The organism is Marinobacter sp. tcs-11 (genome assembly GCF_002049515.1).
Taxonomy (GTDB): Bacteria; Pseudomonadota; Gammaproteobacteria; order Pseudomonadales; family Oleiphilaceae; genus Marinobacter; species Marinobacter nauticus.
Map to the genome: position 1 here is coordinate 357939 of NZ_LLYU01000001.1, position 13933 is coordinate 371871.

A 13933-nucleotide genomic window follows, 5' to 3' on the forward strand; every position below is an offset into this window, starting at 1 on the left:
TCATGCCCCCGCCAAGGTACTTCTGTTTAGCGTGAAGGCCGATTGTTACCGCGCCCTTTACCGGAAGGATTACCCGTGGTGCTCGGGCCATTCGGTGGCCGTTGCCCGCTTGACGCCATATTTTTTGCTGCCACGGATTGGGCTTTCGCTGCAAAAGAGCCTTTCGGCGTAGTTCCGCCATGCTGTTTTGCAGTCGCGCTCTGAATACGTGCAGCAGCGGCCGGCGACATCGGTGTTTTTGCTTTGCTCATGGTATTTCTCCATCAATGTTTGGTTTATGTCCCCGCTGGGACAGTTCAAAGATACATAGGGAGTCGGGGACAAATGGGGACTGAACGAACGCTGGAGCTTCAGAAAGCGATTGAGTCTTTGATCGCGAGAGTAGGATGGTCACGCAAGGCGCTTGCCCGACAGCTTCATTGGGAGCTGAATGACACTGATGATGATGAAGAGCTGAAACGTTTCGAAGAACGGCTCAAGAAAGAACTCACGCGGCCTACTACCAAACCTGAACTGCTGGAACGTTACCTTGACGTTCTGCGCCGACTACCCGTAGTAGAGAAGGCCGGGCTTGTTGTGCCGCAGTATGTCGCTACCAAACACCTGGATCCGGATATTGAATCCGTCTTGATGGATCTATCGAAAGATCTATCACAGTCACTCGGGAATGAGGGTCACGATTAAAGGACCCCGTGTTTGACAACCAAAGTCCGCCATATCAGACTTCAAATCACATCCGCCCCTTGGCAGTAAGCCTCCCTCAACTATCCCGAGGCTGTGCCGAGCCCCTGGGGCGTTTTCTCTTTTTTTGAGTATTCCGGAACGCCACAATGACCACGGCAAACATCAACACAGACATGTTGACCTGGGCGCGGGAGCGCTCTGGTATCTCTGTGCCTGATTTTGCCCGGCGCTGCGGTATTTCTGAGGAGCGACTTCGGGAATGGGAATCCGGCGAACGAAAACTGACGTTCAACCAGGCAATGCGATTCGCTGAAAAAGCGCATGTGCCGTTTGGCTATCTGTTCTTGGCAAAGCCACCTGAGGAAGTCTTACCCATTCCGGACCTGCGCACCCTCGAAGGCCAAGGTGTACAGCGCCCGAGTGCAGAATTGCTAGACTTGGTCAAACTGATGATGCAGCGCCAGGAATGGTATCGGGAATACCTTCAACAGCATTTTGCCCAGGCCAACCCCTATGTCGGCCGCGCCTCCTATTCTGACTCCGTGGAGTCCATTGTCGAAGACATCCGCGCGTGCCTGGATGTTGAGCCCCACCCAACCAGAGGCAAATGGGATGATTACTATCGGGATTTAGTCCAGCGTATTGAATCCTTGGGGATTCTCGTTATGCGTCAGGGTAATCTTGGGCACCATAGCCGTCCGCTCAACGTTGAGGAATTCCGTGGGTTCGCGATTGTTGATGAGTATGCTCCGATCATTTTTGTGAATCACAGCGACGCGCTGGGTGCGCGCCTTTTCACACTGATTCATGAACTTTGCCATATCTGGATTGGCCAATCCGGGATCTCTGACGGCGACACTAATACCCATCGTCAGGAAGAGGTTCTGTGTAACGCTGTGGCGGCAGAATTTCTGGTGCCTGCCCAGGAGTTCAGGGCACTCTGGCAACACGATTCTGAAAGCTGGGAAGACAACCTGCCGCCGCTTGAGGCTCATTTCCACGTAAGTACCTGGGCGCTAGCCAGGCGTGCTTTAACGCTCAATTTTATTTCCCAGCAAGAGTATGGCCGCTACATTTTTGAGCAGAAAAAGCACTACGAACAGCGGAAAGGAAGCGGTGGCCCGACTTACTACCAAACCAAAAAGGCACAGATTAGTCGCCAATTCTCCCAGGCAGTTGTCGGTGAAGCCTTGAGTGGCCAACTGTTGCTGCGGGAAGCAGGTGAACTTCTGGGTGGAATCAAACCGGGGAAAATTGAGACGTTCGCCAGGGAGTTAGGCGTTTGAGATATTTGCTGGATGCGAATACCTACATACAAGCCAAGAATCAATACTACGGCATGGATATCTGCCCCGCGTACTGGGATTGGCTGGACTTACAGTTCGAGCAAGGCCTGATCGGCAGTGTGGATATGATCGGCCGGGAGCTGCGGGACGGCAACGATGACCTGGCAGACTGGGTGCGAGAAAGACCTGGGCATTTCATCAGCAATGACGACGAAGCAACCCAAAGTGCCTTTGCCGCCATTGTGCAATCCGTCATGGAAGGTGATTACAACGCCGGTAATCGTGATAGTTTTCTGGCAAAAGCCGATCCCTGGATTATTGCTAAAGCACAATGCCTCGGGGCAACTGTCGTCACTCATGAATCGGTAGTTGCACCAAACGCCCGGAAGGTAAAAGTTCCAAATATATGTCAGCAGTTTGACGTTACCTGCATCAATACGTTTCAGTTCCTTCGAGAGTTAAATGCCCGATTTGTGCTGGGGACATAAGCAACTCAAACGGTTTCAGGCTTTGCCAGGCAGCCACCACGGTTAGCGCGACTGCTCCACCACAATCAACTCCCCAAGCTCAAACCCCTCCGCCTCGGCCCGGGCCTTGAACGCCTCCAGCACCTCGTCGCTCACCTCCGGCGTGCGCGACATCAGCCACAGGTAATCCCGGTTGTAGCTGGTCAGGTAAGCCGTGGTGTAGTCGTCATCCAGCCCGAACACCACGTAAGAGCCATAGAAAGGCCCGAAGAAGGACACTTTCAGGTGGCCCACATCACTGTCACCGACAAACTTTGCCCGGCCTTCGGCCTCTTCCCATTCGCCTTTTTCTTCGTTATAGCCCCTGTTGATAACTTTGACGCTACCGTCGTCGTTCAGGGTGTATTCGGCGGTAACCTGGCTCAGGCCCTCTTCGAACGAGTGATCCAACCGGGCGATCTCGTACCAGGTGCCCAGGTAGCGCCGCTGGTCAAAACCGGTCACCGGCTCAATGCCTTTGGGCACACCGGTGCAGCCCGTCATCAGAAACAGTAACACGATTACAGCCAATCCAGTCTTCATGACAAACTCCCAAAGAACAGTCGTGAACCAACGCAAAGCCACAGGCAAAGATCGTCAAACAGGTGTTAAGCTCTGAAACACCCTGGCGCTCGTATACCCAGCGCTAACCAACCAAGGAGTCGAATATGATCGGATACGTCACACTCGGAGTCAGCGATATGGGCCGGGCCAAGCAGTTCTACACGGATCTGCTGGCAGATCTGGGCGCCAAGGTGCTGATGGACATGGACCGAATTGCGTTTATTGGCAAGAGCATGGGAGCCCCCATGCTGGCCGTCTGCACCCCGTTCAACGGTGAACCTAACCATCCCGGCAACGGCAATATGGTGGCCATTCCGGCGGGCTCCAAAGAAGCCGTGGATAAGTTGTACCACAAGGCCATTGAACTGGGCGCCACCTGCGATGGCGAACCGGGGCAGCGTATTCCGGAGATGTTCTACGGCGCCTATGTGCGCGACCCGGATGGCAACAAGCTGGCGTTCTTCGAATTCGGCTAAGCGTCGACCGCCACCACCCCGGTTGGGTGGTGGCTTACTGACTTACACCGAGAGATGGCGACGGAAGAGCAACAACGCCGCCGTGAAGAACACCCCGCCAATGGCCATCAGAGCCAGCATCTGTGGCCACACCACCTCCAGCCCCGCACCGCGGTACAGAATGGCCTGGGCCATGCTGACAAAGTGGGTGGTGGGCGACGCCAGCATCAGATCCTGCACCAGCTCGGGCATGCTTTCCCGGGGCGTGATTCCGCCCGACAGCAACTGCAAGGGCAGAATGGTGAGAATCAGCAGCAGGCCAAACTGGGGCATGGTTCGGGCCACGGTGCCGATCAGAATGCCGATGGCGGTGGTGGAAAACAGGTGAATCAGGGCGCCGAGCAGAAACAGCAACACTGACCCTGCCACCGGCACCTGTAGCCAGCCCTGGATCACCAGCGTTACCGACAGCGCCGCGGCCAGTAACACCACCAGACCATTGGCCCACACCTTGGACGCCATGATTTCGAAAGGCCGCAACGGCATCACCATCAGATGCTCCACAGTCCCGTGCTCCCGCTCCCGGATCAGTGCTGCCCCGGTAAGAATGATGCTGATCAGGGTCACCTGGGTGATCAGCTCCATGACACCGCCAAACCAGGTTCCGTCCAGATTGGGGTTGTAACTCACCCGGGTGACCAGCTCGATCGGTAGCCCGGTGCTGGCAGAGCTACCCGGTTGCAGAAACTCCGCCACTTCTGCCATCGCAAAGCGCTGAATGTAATTGGTGCCAATAAAGGCCTGGCTCATGCGGGTGGCGTCGATGTTCAGCTGCAACGCCACCGGGTTGCCCTGCCGGACATCCCGCTCAAAGCCCTCGGGAATCACCAGGGCAAAGGTATGGCTGCCCTTGTCCAGCAGGTCGTCGATGTCGCCGTAGGCCACCAGATCCGGCTTCAGGAACCATGGCTGCTGGAGCGAATTGATGATGCGGCCAGACAACACCGTCTGATCTTCGTCCACCACGGCGATCGGTGCGTTGTGAAGCTCCATGGAGCCGGCGGAACCTGCGGTGTAGATCATCACCGTAAACGCCACCAGCACAAACACCATCAATGCCTTGTCCTGCCACAGACTGCGCAGTTCCTTGATGCCGAGGTGCCAGATGTTGCGTAAGGAATTCATGTCAGCGCCCCTGTTTTCTGAGCAACGCCACCGCCATTACGGTCAGCACCGGAACGAACGCCGCCAGGGCCAGGAACGCGCCCTGCATATCCGCCAGCGACAGGCCTTTGGTAAACACGCCACGGCTGATCTGCAGGAACCAGGTCGCCGGCCAGACGGGACCGATCAATGCGCCGGCACCGCTCAGGGACGACACCGGTTCGGTCAGGCCGGAGAACTGCACGGTCGGCAGGATGGTGAGAATCGCAGTGGCCGCCAGGGCGGCAATCTGGGTCGAGGCAAAGGTCGACATTACCTGACCCAGGGCCGTGGTGGCCGTCACAAAGAGCAGGGCGCCGAAGGTGAGCGTCAGCAGGCTGCCTTTGATCGCGACATCAAACACGTACACCGCCAGCAAGACCAGGCTCACGTAGCTGATCATGCTGAACGCGATGTAGGGCAGCTGTTTGCCCAGCAAGAACTCCACACGGGTAACCGGAGTGACGTACAGGTTGGTGATGGAGCCCAGTTCCTTTTCCCGAACAATGCCCAGGGCCATCAGAATGGCCGGAATAAAGATCAGCAGAATGGGGATAACCGCGGGCACCATCGCATCCAGGCTCCGGAAGTCCTGGTTGTAGCGATACCGGTCCTCCAGCGTGACCAGTGTCAGTGTGGGTACCACGCCCAGAGTGCGCTGGGCCAGCTCCGTCAGGTAACTGATGTGCATGCCTTCAACGTAACCCAGGATGGTCTCGCCCCGGAAAGGCATGGCACCATCCACCCAGACCGCCATTTCAGTCGGTCGCCCCCGTTTCAGGTCTTTGCCGAAGCCCGGCGGAATCTCAATAGCCAGGCTTAGCTCGCCGGAGCGCATGCGTTGTTCCAGCTCCTGGATATTCTGCAACTCCGGTTGTTGCAGGAAATACCGGGAGCCGGACACCGCCGCAATGTAATCCCGGCTCTGGGGTGTCTGGTCCCGATCCAGCACGGCGAACGACAGGTCTTCGACATCCAGGGTAATGCCGTAACCCAGGATCAGCATCAACAACGCGGAACCGATAAAGGCGAAGGCCATTCGAATGGGGTCCCGCAACAGTTCCCTCGCTTCCCGGGTGGCGTAAGCGAGCAAGCGCCGGGGACTGAACACGGTCGGCCGGTCACCATGACTGGCGGGCTCCAGAGCCAGTTGGTCGGCGCCGGTCTCCGGCTCTTTATCCACCGCTTCCAGGGTTTTCATGAACGCGCCTTCCAGGCTGTCGGTGCCAGAGGCTTCAACCAGTCGATCGGGCGTATCGCAAGCCAATACTTCGCCCGCGTGCATGAGCGAAATCCGGTCGCAGCGCTCACCCTCGTTCATGAAATGAGTGGAGATAAAAATGGTCACGCCATCTTCCCGCGACAGGCGCATCAACAATTGCCAGAACCGGTTGCGGGCCCCCGGGTCGACGCCTGAGGTAGGTTCATCCAGGATCAGCAATTCGGGCTCGTGCACCACAGCCACGGCCAGGGACAGCCGCTGGCGAACCCCAAGTGGCAGGGCGCCTGCTCGCTGGTCCAGTACATCTTCAAGACCGAACTCCCGAACCAGCACCGAAATACGCTCCGGGATTCTGGTGTCCGGCAGGTGAAACAGCCGGGCATGCAGATCCAGGTTCTGGCGCACGGTGAGCTCGCCATAGAGCGAGAAGGCCTGGGACATGTAGCCCACCTTCTGCCGGGTGGCCAGGTCTTTGGCATCCAGTGGTTCACCGAACAGCCGGACTTCGCCTTCCGTTGGAGTCAGCAATCCGGTGAGCATTTTCATGGTGGTGGTCTTGCCACAACCGTTGGATCCCAGAAAACCGAAGATTTCGCCTTTCGGGATGGAAAAGCTGACGTTACGAACCGCCGTAAAGCTGCCAAACCGCAGGGTCAGATGCTCAGCCTCAATGGCCGGCGTCTGGTTTTCCCCGGTTGGCTCTCGCTGCGCAGCAATAGCCGTATCGCCGCTTTCCTGCACCTGCCGGTTTTCGGGTAACAGCGCGATGAAGGCATCGTCCAGCGTCTCGGTATTGGTCTGCTCACGGAGTTCGGCCGGTGAGCCTGTGGCCAGTACCTTGCCCTCGTCCATGGCCACCAGCCAGTCGTAACGTTCGGCTTCTTCCATGTAGGCCGTGGCCACCAACACGCTCATACCGCTGCGTTGTCGGCGAATGGTATCGATCAGATCCCAGAAACGCTTGCGGGAGAGCGGGTCCACGCCGGTGGTGGGTTCATCCAGAATCAGCAGATCGGGGCTGTGGATAAGGGCACAGCACAGCCCAAGCTTCTGTTTCATACCGCCGGACAGCTTGCCGGCGGGACGGTCCCGGAAAGACAACAACCCGGTAGCTTCAAGCAACCGGTCAATCTGATCCTTCCTGGAGGGGCCTCGCAAACCAAACAGATCGGCGAAGAAGGCGATGTTCTCGTCCACCGTCAGCGTATGGTAGAGATTACCGCCCAGTCCCTGGGGCATATAGGCAATGCGGGGGGCGACCCGGTTACGAAACCTCTGGCTGCGCATATCGCCGCCAAGCACCTGCAACTCGCCGGTCTGCAACTCACGGGCACCGGCAAGCAGGCCCAACAGTGTGGATTTGCCCACCCCGTCCGGGCCGATCAGCCCAACCATGCAGCCAGACGGAAACGTCAGGGATAGTTCAGACAGCGCATCGGTTTCCCCGTAGCGATGGCTGACTCCTTCCAGCCGGGCCACGGTCTCAGTCATTGGGCAAAGCCACTTTCAGGCTCTCGGGCCAGGGCTGGCCCTCATCCAGTCTTACGTAGGCTTCGCCCGGTACGCCGGTTTTCACCCGGTCCCGATAGGCTTTGAGCAACTCCGGATCAATCCGGATACGAACCCGGAACATCAGCTTCTCCCGCTCGCTGCGGGTTTCCACAGACTTCGGCGTGAACTGGGCTTCGGCGGCGACGAAGCTGACTTCCGCTGGCACCACATAGTCCGGCAGGGCATCAAGAACGATCCGGGCTTCAGAGCCAACCCGGACTTTGCCCGCCTGGGCTGTGGGCAGGAAGATGGTCATGTACACATCGGTGACATCCAGTACCGTGGCTACTTTGCCACCGGCGGCCAGCACCTCGCCCGGCTCCGCCAGCCGATACAGAACCCGGCCACCCACCGGCGTGGTCAACTGACTGTCATCAATATTGGTCTGGATACGGCGGGCACTGGCTTTGGCAGCTTCGATACTGGCATCGGCAGACGCCACTTGTACTCTGGCGGCCTGCAATGCCGCCTCGGCGGTTTCCGCCGCGGTACGGGCGCGGTCCAACTGCTCCTGAGAGGCATGGCCCCGATCGGCCAGCGATTCAATACGGGCCAGTTCGGCTTGGGCATACCGACGCTCGCTTTCCCGTTGGGCCACCACGGCCTCGGCCAGTCGCCGGCTCTGCTCGGCCTGGTGCAAACTGGCTTGCGCCGCTGCCAGGCTGGCCTCAAGTTCGTCGGTATCCATCACAGCCAGCAACATGCCGGCTTCAACCATGTCGCCCTCGCGGACTTCGAAGGATTCCAGGCGTCCGGGTATTCGGGTGGCAATATCGACTTCGGTGGCTTCAATACGACCGTTACCAGAGCCAATATGCTCCGGCACCTGATCGCCTTTCGGCATCAGGTACCAGGCTGCAACGGCAATCAGGGCCACGATCAGCACAACGAGAAAAAGTTTGGGAGCGGTGTTGGTGCTTTTCTGGGCCATGTGTCGTCCTTGAGGGGAAGAATAGGTATGACAGGGTAAGTATAGAGCAGAAGTGTAACGTTCAGGCTGACGGGAATCAAAATAGCTTCCAATCTATCCCGCCCGTCAGCTTGCCACGAACTCAGTAAGCGCCGCGGATCAGGTCGATACCGGGCTTGAGCACGCTACGCCACGCCTCTCGGAGTTCGGGCGTGTATTCCGGATCGTGAGCGCGGACCGTTTTCAGCAATGCCTCCTGCCAGAGGTCGTACCACTCAGGCTGAATATTGTAATTGTGGCGATTATGGCTTTCTCCCAGATCCCGCAATTTGCGGTCGGACATACCCCGGGCAACCAGGATGATCTGCATCACACCGTTACGCAGCAGATGGCGCTGAGCAGACATATCCGTGTTCAGAAACCGGTTGCGGATGGCATCGGAGCTGGACATAAAGAAGTCGTAGAAATCCACAAAGAATTCATCCTTGCGGCAGCAGCGACCATAGCTCTGGAAAACAAGATCGGTCGGGTTCATTTGCAATCAGTGTCCTTGATCATCGGGGGGGTTGTCATTAAGGGCCACGGATTCTAAGCAAGCGAACAGGTTTTTCCATAGTGATATGTAACAACTGACGTCGATCGCGACAATTTGACGCTCTCTGAATCAGGTGTTGGTGAACCACCAGGTCGGCAACAGGCCACGCACCGGTCGTTTCAGAAAGCGGTCATCAATCAGCCAGATTACGCCCCGGTCGTCCGGGGTGCGGATCACCCGGCCGGCGGCCTGGGCCACTTTCTGCAGGCCGGGGATCACGTAGGTGTAGTTATAGCCTTCGCCAAATCGTTGTTGCAGGCGCTCTTTGAGGATTTCATGCCAGGCATCAAACGGTGGCAGGCCCAGGGTGGCCACAAAGGCGCCAATCAGCTGGTCACCAGGCAGATCGATGCCTTCGCTGAACACGCCGCCGAGTACCGCGAAAGCGATGCTGCCTTCAGGCTTCCGAAAGTCAGCCAGGAACTGCCGACGCTGCTCCGCACTCATCCCCGGTTGCTGTGAACGCTGGGGAATATCAGGTGCCTGTTTTGCCAACGCATCGCTCACCTCTTTGGCGTATTTAAAGCTGCTGAAGAACGCCAGGTAGTGGCCCGGCCGTGTCCGGTACTGTTTGGCGATCAGTTCGGCGACGGGCTGCAGGCTGGCTTCACGATGCACCTGCCGGGTGCTGATGCCGGGTGTGAACTCAACCTTCAGTTGTCCGGCGCTGAAAGGGCTGGGCAGGGACGTGAAGCGGGCGTCTTCCGGCAAACCAAGCAAATCCCGGTAATACACGCCGGGGCTGAGGGTTGCGGAGAACAGCAGTACCGAGTGCGCGGCCTTGAAGCGTTCAGTGAGGAAATCCGCCGGGATCAGGTTCTGGATGGTCAGGCGGGCCCGGCCACGGCCGCTGCGCTGAAATTCGCACAGGGAGTGGTCGCCGAAGCTGTCCGCCAGTTTCATAAAGGCCACGATTTCGAACAGGACTTCCTGCAGGGCGAGGTCTGGCGGGTTGTCAGCCAGGTAGTCAGTGATCACCGAGACCAAGGCCTGCAATGCGCCCAGCAGTTGCGCCGGCAGGGTGGCCAGGAACACCGGTTGCGCCTGTTCACCATGGTCCCGAATCAGCGCCTGCCAGGCCCGGGCAGTGCGGTCCAGCGCTGCTTTCACCGGTTTCGGGGCGGTCTTCTTCAGCTTCAATAACCGCTGTTGTTCCAACTGCACCGAGTACATGCCTCGGGCACGATCCACCAGGTTGTGGGCTTCGTCCACCAGCACGCTGGCCTGCCAGTTGTTCTGACGGATCAGGCCGTGCAACAGGGCCGACTGGTCGAACAGGCGGTTGACATCGCCAATGATCAGATCGCACCAACGGGCCATTTCCTGGGCAAGAAAATAGGGGCAAATATCATGATCTGCGGCGATTTTCGCCAAATTCTCCTGATTTAACGGTTCTTTGCTCTGCACCGCCTCGGCCCGGGCGTCCGGCAGGCGGTCGAAAAACCCTTTCGCCAGCGGGCAGGATTCGCCGTGGCAGGCTTTGTCCGGGTGTTCGCAGGCGTCGTCTTTTGAAACCAGCTCCAGGGTACGCAGCGGCCAGGGTTGTAGCTCATCCTGGGCGTGTCGCAACTTATCCACAGCATCCAGCGCCAGCTGCCGGGCGGTGTTGCGGCAGGTGAGGTAGTACAGCCGGTCCTGCTTTGCCGCGGGCATGGCCATCAGGGCCGGAAACAGGGTGCCCAGGGTTTTACCCAGGCCGGTGGGCGCCTCCAGCAGCAGGGTGCCGGTTTTGACCGAGTTCTTGTACACGGTTTCCGCCAGTTGCCGTTGCCGGGGCCGGAAGTCCGGGAACGGAAAGCGCAGTTTGGCCAGCAGCGCATCACGCAGCTCCCGGTGGTGTTCTTCCTGCTCGGCCCAGGCCTTGTAAAGGCCACACAGGGTTTCCAGTTCCTGCCACAGTTCGCCCGCGGTGGCGGTTTCGGTGAGCACGGTTTCCTTGTCGCGGCCGGTGTCGTAATACACCAGCGCCAGTTCCACGTTTTTGCGGTTTTCCTGTCGGCACAGCAGGGCGCCGTAAGCCCGTAACTGGGCCCGGTGCAGGGCGCGCTGGTGGGGGCGAATGCGGGACACATCGCCCCGGTGGGTTTTGATTTCTTCCAGCCGGTTCTTGTGCGGGTGGTAACCATCGGCCCGACCGGAAAGCTGCATTCCCAGAACCTTACCGGTCAGTGAGTACTCGCTTTTATAGCCGTAACCGCGTTTAGCCTGGATCGCCTGGTGGCCGGCAATGCCCTCTTCGCTGCTGGGCGCCGGGGTGTAGCGGAAGTCCAGGTCGCCGTGGCGGGCGGCGAACTCACACAGGGTGCGAACGGCGACTTTCCCCCGCGAGCCTCATCATCCTGCCATCGCACATAGCATACGCTGGCCGGGATGCCTTGCCGGGCGAAGAACTGCAACCAGCGCACCTGATGGTCCTGCAAGCGGTCGCCGGGGCCTTTCACCTCGATCATTTCGTAGCGTTGTTCCGGCTGGTCTGCTTCCGGCACCAGCCGGATCAGATCCGGGAAGCCGCTGCGGTGTTCCTTGATGTTGTTGAGCAGGCGGCGGAACAGGGCCTCCAGGTGGCCTGAGGGAATGCAGTGCAGGGCCAGCTCCAACAGGGCTTCATCGAGTACCGGCCAGAACACAAAAGGATTGGCGATGCCCTGCTTGTTTTTAAAGGTGTCGAGAATTTCCCGGCGATAGGCGCCGGTGTCCAGCAGACGGAAACGTTGCTCGAACGCCTGCTGGCGACGGGCGACAAAGTCTTCCCGGGTCAGGTCTGCCGGACCAATATGGAACGGATGGAAGAAGGCGCCGGGCAGCGGCAGGAAGAGCACCGGCCAGCACAGCAGACCGAACAGGGCGTTGATCAGGGTGTTTTCCACATAGAACACCGGGGCGTCATCCGTGGCCAGATGTTGCAGCGCTGCCCACTCCACCTTACCAGTGTCCGGCTTCGGCAATGTGAGGGTGAATTCCTGCAGTGGGGGGTTATCCACAGGCTCGGGCTGGTCGGCCCCTACCTTCGGCGCCAGCCGCTTCAGCAACCGGGCCAGGCCCTGGGCTTCGGCGTCGCTCAGGTCACTGGTTCGCCACTGACAGGCAATGCCCCAGGCCTCCTGAAAACACTTCATCCTTTCCAGTAAACGAAGCTGTTTCAGCCGCGCTTCCCGGTGTCCGCTGTTTTCCCAGACCTCAAGTGCCAGTTCCCGTTCGCCCTGGCGCTCCGCCTGCCGGCCCAGTTCCAGCAACAACCGGTCCCGGCGGCTGGTAAGCCAGGGGTTATCCACAGGCCCGGGGACATCGGGCCAGACGTCCACCGCCGGCTCGCCGGTGTCGAGCCGTTCCCGGCACTGGTGCATCTGCAGGTAACAATCCACTTCCGAGCGATGCTGAAAGGCGCGGGATTCCGGGGTAAAGGGCACAGACTCGAACTGCTGTACGCCCAGTTCCACCAGCACAAAGTCAGTCCAGCTCTGGCGCAGATTGCCGAAGAACATCAGGCGGATGCGATCAAACAGGGCCATGTCCTGCAGCTGGACCACAGTCGAAGCCTCACCGCCACCAGGCAGCCAAGCCCCCAGGGCTCTTGGTGCATTGAACGGTTCCGCCAGCAGCTCCCGCATCCGGGCCTTGCCCAGGGTTTTCGGGTGACCCTGCTGTTGCAGCCAATCGGCGAACACCGGCCGTAATTCGGCCAGGGTAAACAGCCGGAACAGGTCGTCCAGGCATAGCTCCGGCGCAGGATCCAGCCAGCCCGCCTGTATCAGCATCCTGAGTGCTTCCGATTCCGGCACCGGCAGTTCGGGATAACGCAGCTTGTCGGCCCGGAACAGCTCTCCGGTACGCATTACCATGCGGGTCAGCAGCGCCCGGGGCCCGGTGGCCAGGCCGCTGAAGGCCGCCAGCCGGTTTCGCTCCTGTTCCGTTAACAGGTCCGCGTGGTGGTTCGCTACCCAGGCCACCAGAATATCCATGTTCTCCAGATAATAGAGCGGATCATCCAGGCTGGCGGGAACCGGTCGGTGCTTGATCATAGGAATGCAGACGTTGGATTGGCAGAGAGGCACAAACTTTACGCCGGAAGGCGGGCAGGCTCAAACCTGTTCCATGCACAAAAATTAATCATCACGAGCCTTGCCAATTTATTTAATGATAACTATTATCATTTGCATCAAGACAAGGAGGACGCCATGAAATTTCTCTGCCCACGCCACCGCCGGATGTTTGCCAGTCTTTCCCTGAACGAGAAAAATGATCTATGGCTGCTCTGGATGGAATATGCCTTTACCTTCAGCGAAAACCAGGATTCCGACAAGCTGGTGGCCGCCACCGGCAGTGCTTTCGATCTGGCGTGCCTGGCCCGCAAACATCACCCGGACTGCATGCAGGTAGAGCTGACCCTGGCGGCGATACTGGTATGCCGGGCGCTGCGCGACCGTGGCGACATCAGCGCCGCCGAGCATGTGCTTTTCCGGGCTCTGGACAGCCTGCAATCCAGCGAGCCCTGCCCGGGTATAACCGGTCGATGCAGCACCGATGAGTGTCTGGAGGTATTGCTGGATCATCGTCGCCATTCGGCATTCTTTGCCGAGTACCTGAACTGGCCCTCGTTCCCGTTCACAACGCCGACAACACGTCCGGCGATGGCCATGCACTGACAGGTTTACGGAGGAGCTATGGGTATGCCCTTCACACGCCCGAACCCGGTTCAGGCGCACAAGATTGAAGATCTGAGCTGGCTGGAGAGCCGGCATCATGATCGGGTTTGCATCAGCATTGATGCCAAAAGTCTGGCCAGGCTGATGCAAAACAGGCAGTTGCACGCCGAGGATTTTTCTTGTCTGGATGCGTCCTCCCAGAGTCTGGTTCGTCATCTGCTTCTGGCTTGTCTGCGGCATTCCTGACCCGGCCGACATCCGGATTCGCAACCTCTGTCTTTTGAACAATCACGACTGCCCGTGTCGCTCCGTCA

The 13933-nt window shown here is 58.9% G+C and carries 14 protein-coding genes; 6 read left to right on the forward strand and 8 right to left on the reverse strand.

From position 1 onward, the window contains the following. Positions 1 to 26: 26 nt before the first annotated feature. Positions 27 to 251 (reverse strand): hypothetical protein, encoded by a 225-nt coding sequence (locus tag ARC85_RS01615; RefSeq protein ID WP_113879401.1) that lies wholly within the window; start codon positions 249 to 251, stop codon positions 27 to 29. Positions 252 to 324: 73 nt separating this feature from the next. On the opposite strand from ARC85_RS01615, the gene ARC85_RS01620 reads away from it, so the two are divergent. The 3 genes from ARC85_RS01620 to ARC85_RS01630 all read left to right on the forward strand — a co-directional run bounded on the left by ARC85_RS01620 (position 325) and on the right by ARC85_RS01630 (position 2458). Next, the gene (locus ARC85_RS01620) at positions 325 to 684 is read left to right on the forward strand and encodes a hypothetical protein (RefSeq protein ID WP_113879400.1); all 360 of its coding nucleotides are present in this window, start codon (positions 325 to 327) and stop codon (positions 682 to 684) included. Positions 685 to 830: 146 nt separating this feature from the next. Then, a complete protein-coding gene (locus tag ARC85_RS01625; RefSeq protein ID WP_286714199.1) occupies positions 831 to 1970 on the forward strand; it encodes a helix-turn-helix domain-containing protein in 1140 nt (379 codons plus the stop codon). Then, positions 1967 to 2458: a DUF4411 family protein gene (locus ARC85_RS01630; RefSeq protein WP_141066710.1), complete on the forward strand. Its 492-nt coding sequence runs from the start codon at positions 1967 to 1969 to the stop codon at positions 2456 to 2458. Before ARC85_RS01625 ends, ARC85_RS01630 begins: the two co-directional genes overlap by 4 nt. 42 nt (positions 2459 to 2500) lie before the next feature. Here ARC85_RS01630 and ARC85_RS01635 read toward each other — a convergent pair whose 3' ends face one another. After that, positions 2501 to 3019, reverse strand: a complete 519-nt coding sequence (locus tag ARC85_RS01635) for a lipocalin family protein (protein ID WP_141066709.1) — start codon at positions 3017 to 3019, stop codon at positions 2501 to 2503. Positions 3020 to 3144: 125 nt separating this feature from the next. On the opposite strand from ARC85_RS01635, the gene ARC85_RS01640 reads away from it, so the two are divergent. Continuing rightward, positions 3145 to 3516 (forward strand): VOC family protein, encoded by a 372-nt coding sequence (locus ARC85_RS01640; protein WP_141066708.1) that lies wholly within the window; start codon positions 3145 to 3147, stop codon positions 3514 to 3516. 42 nt (positions 3517 to 3558) lie between these two features. On the opposite strand, the gene ARC85_RS01645 is transcribed toward ARC85_RS01640, so the two are convergent. From ARC85_RS01645 to ARC85_RS01670, 6 genes are all read right to left on the reverse strand, one after another. Continuing rightward, positions 3559 to 4680, reverse strand: coding sequence for an ABC transporter permease (locus ARC85_RS01645; protein ID WP_141066707.1), 1122 nt, complete (start codon positions 4678 to 4680; stop codon positions 3559 to 3561). A 1-nt stretch (position 4681) separates the two neighbouring features. Continuing rightward, positions 4682 to 7411, reverse strand: a complete 2730-nt coding sequence (rbbA, locus tag ARC85_RS01650; protein ID WP_141066706.1) for a ribosome-associated ATPase/putative transporter RbbA — start codon at positions 7409 to 7411, stop codon at positions 4682 to 4684. Next, the gene (locus ARC85_RS01655) at positions 7404 to 8402 is read right to left on the reverse strand and encodes an HlyD family secretion protein (protein WP_022992636.1); all 999 of its coding nucleotides are present in this window, start codon (positions 8400 to 8402) and stop codon (positions 7404 to 7406) included. Before ARC85_RS01655 ends, rbbA begins: the two co-directional genes overlap by 8 nt. A 121-nt stretch (positions 8403 to 8523) precedes the next feature. Beyond that, positions 8524 to 8916: a globin domain-containing protein gene (locus ARC85_RS01660; RefSeq protein ID WP_011783597.1), complete on the reverse strand. Its 393-nt coding sequence runs from the start codon at positions 8914 to 8916 to the stop codon at positions 8524 to 8526. A 129-nt stretch (positions 8917 to 9045) separates the two neighbouring features. Continuing rightward, positions 9046 to 11124, reverse strand: coding sequence for an ATP-dependent DNA helicase (locus ARC85_RS01665; protein ID WP_286714200.1), 2079 nt, complete (start codon positions 11122 to 11124; stop codon positions 9046 to 9048). 17 nt (positions 11125 to 11141) lie between these two features. Next, positions 11142 to 12995, reverse strand: coding sequence for a VRR-NUC domain-containing protein (locus ARC85_RS01670; protein ID WP_286714201.1), 1854 nt, complete (start codon positions 12993 to 12995; stop codon positions 11142 to 11144). Between the two features lie 156 nt (positions 12996 to 13151). Here ARC85_RS01670 and ARC85_RS01675 point away from each other — a divergent pair, with 156 nt between their 5' ends. After that, the gene (locus ARC85_RS01675) at positions 13152 to 13619 is read left to right on the forward strand and encodes a hypothetical protein (protein ID WP_023011924.1); all 468 of its coding nucleotides are present in this window, start codon (positions 13152 to 13154) and stop codon (positions 13617 to 13619) included. Between the two features lie 24 nt (positions 13620 to 13643). Next, a complete protein-coding gene (locus ARC85_RS01680) occupies positions 13644 to 13865 on the forward strand; it encodes a hypothetical protein (RefSeq protein WP_147271083.1) in 222 nt (73 codons plus the stop codon). The last annotated feature ends 68 nt before the right edge of the window (positions 13866 to 13933 follow it).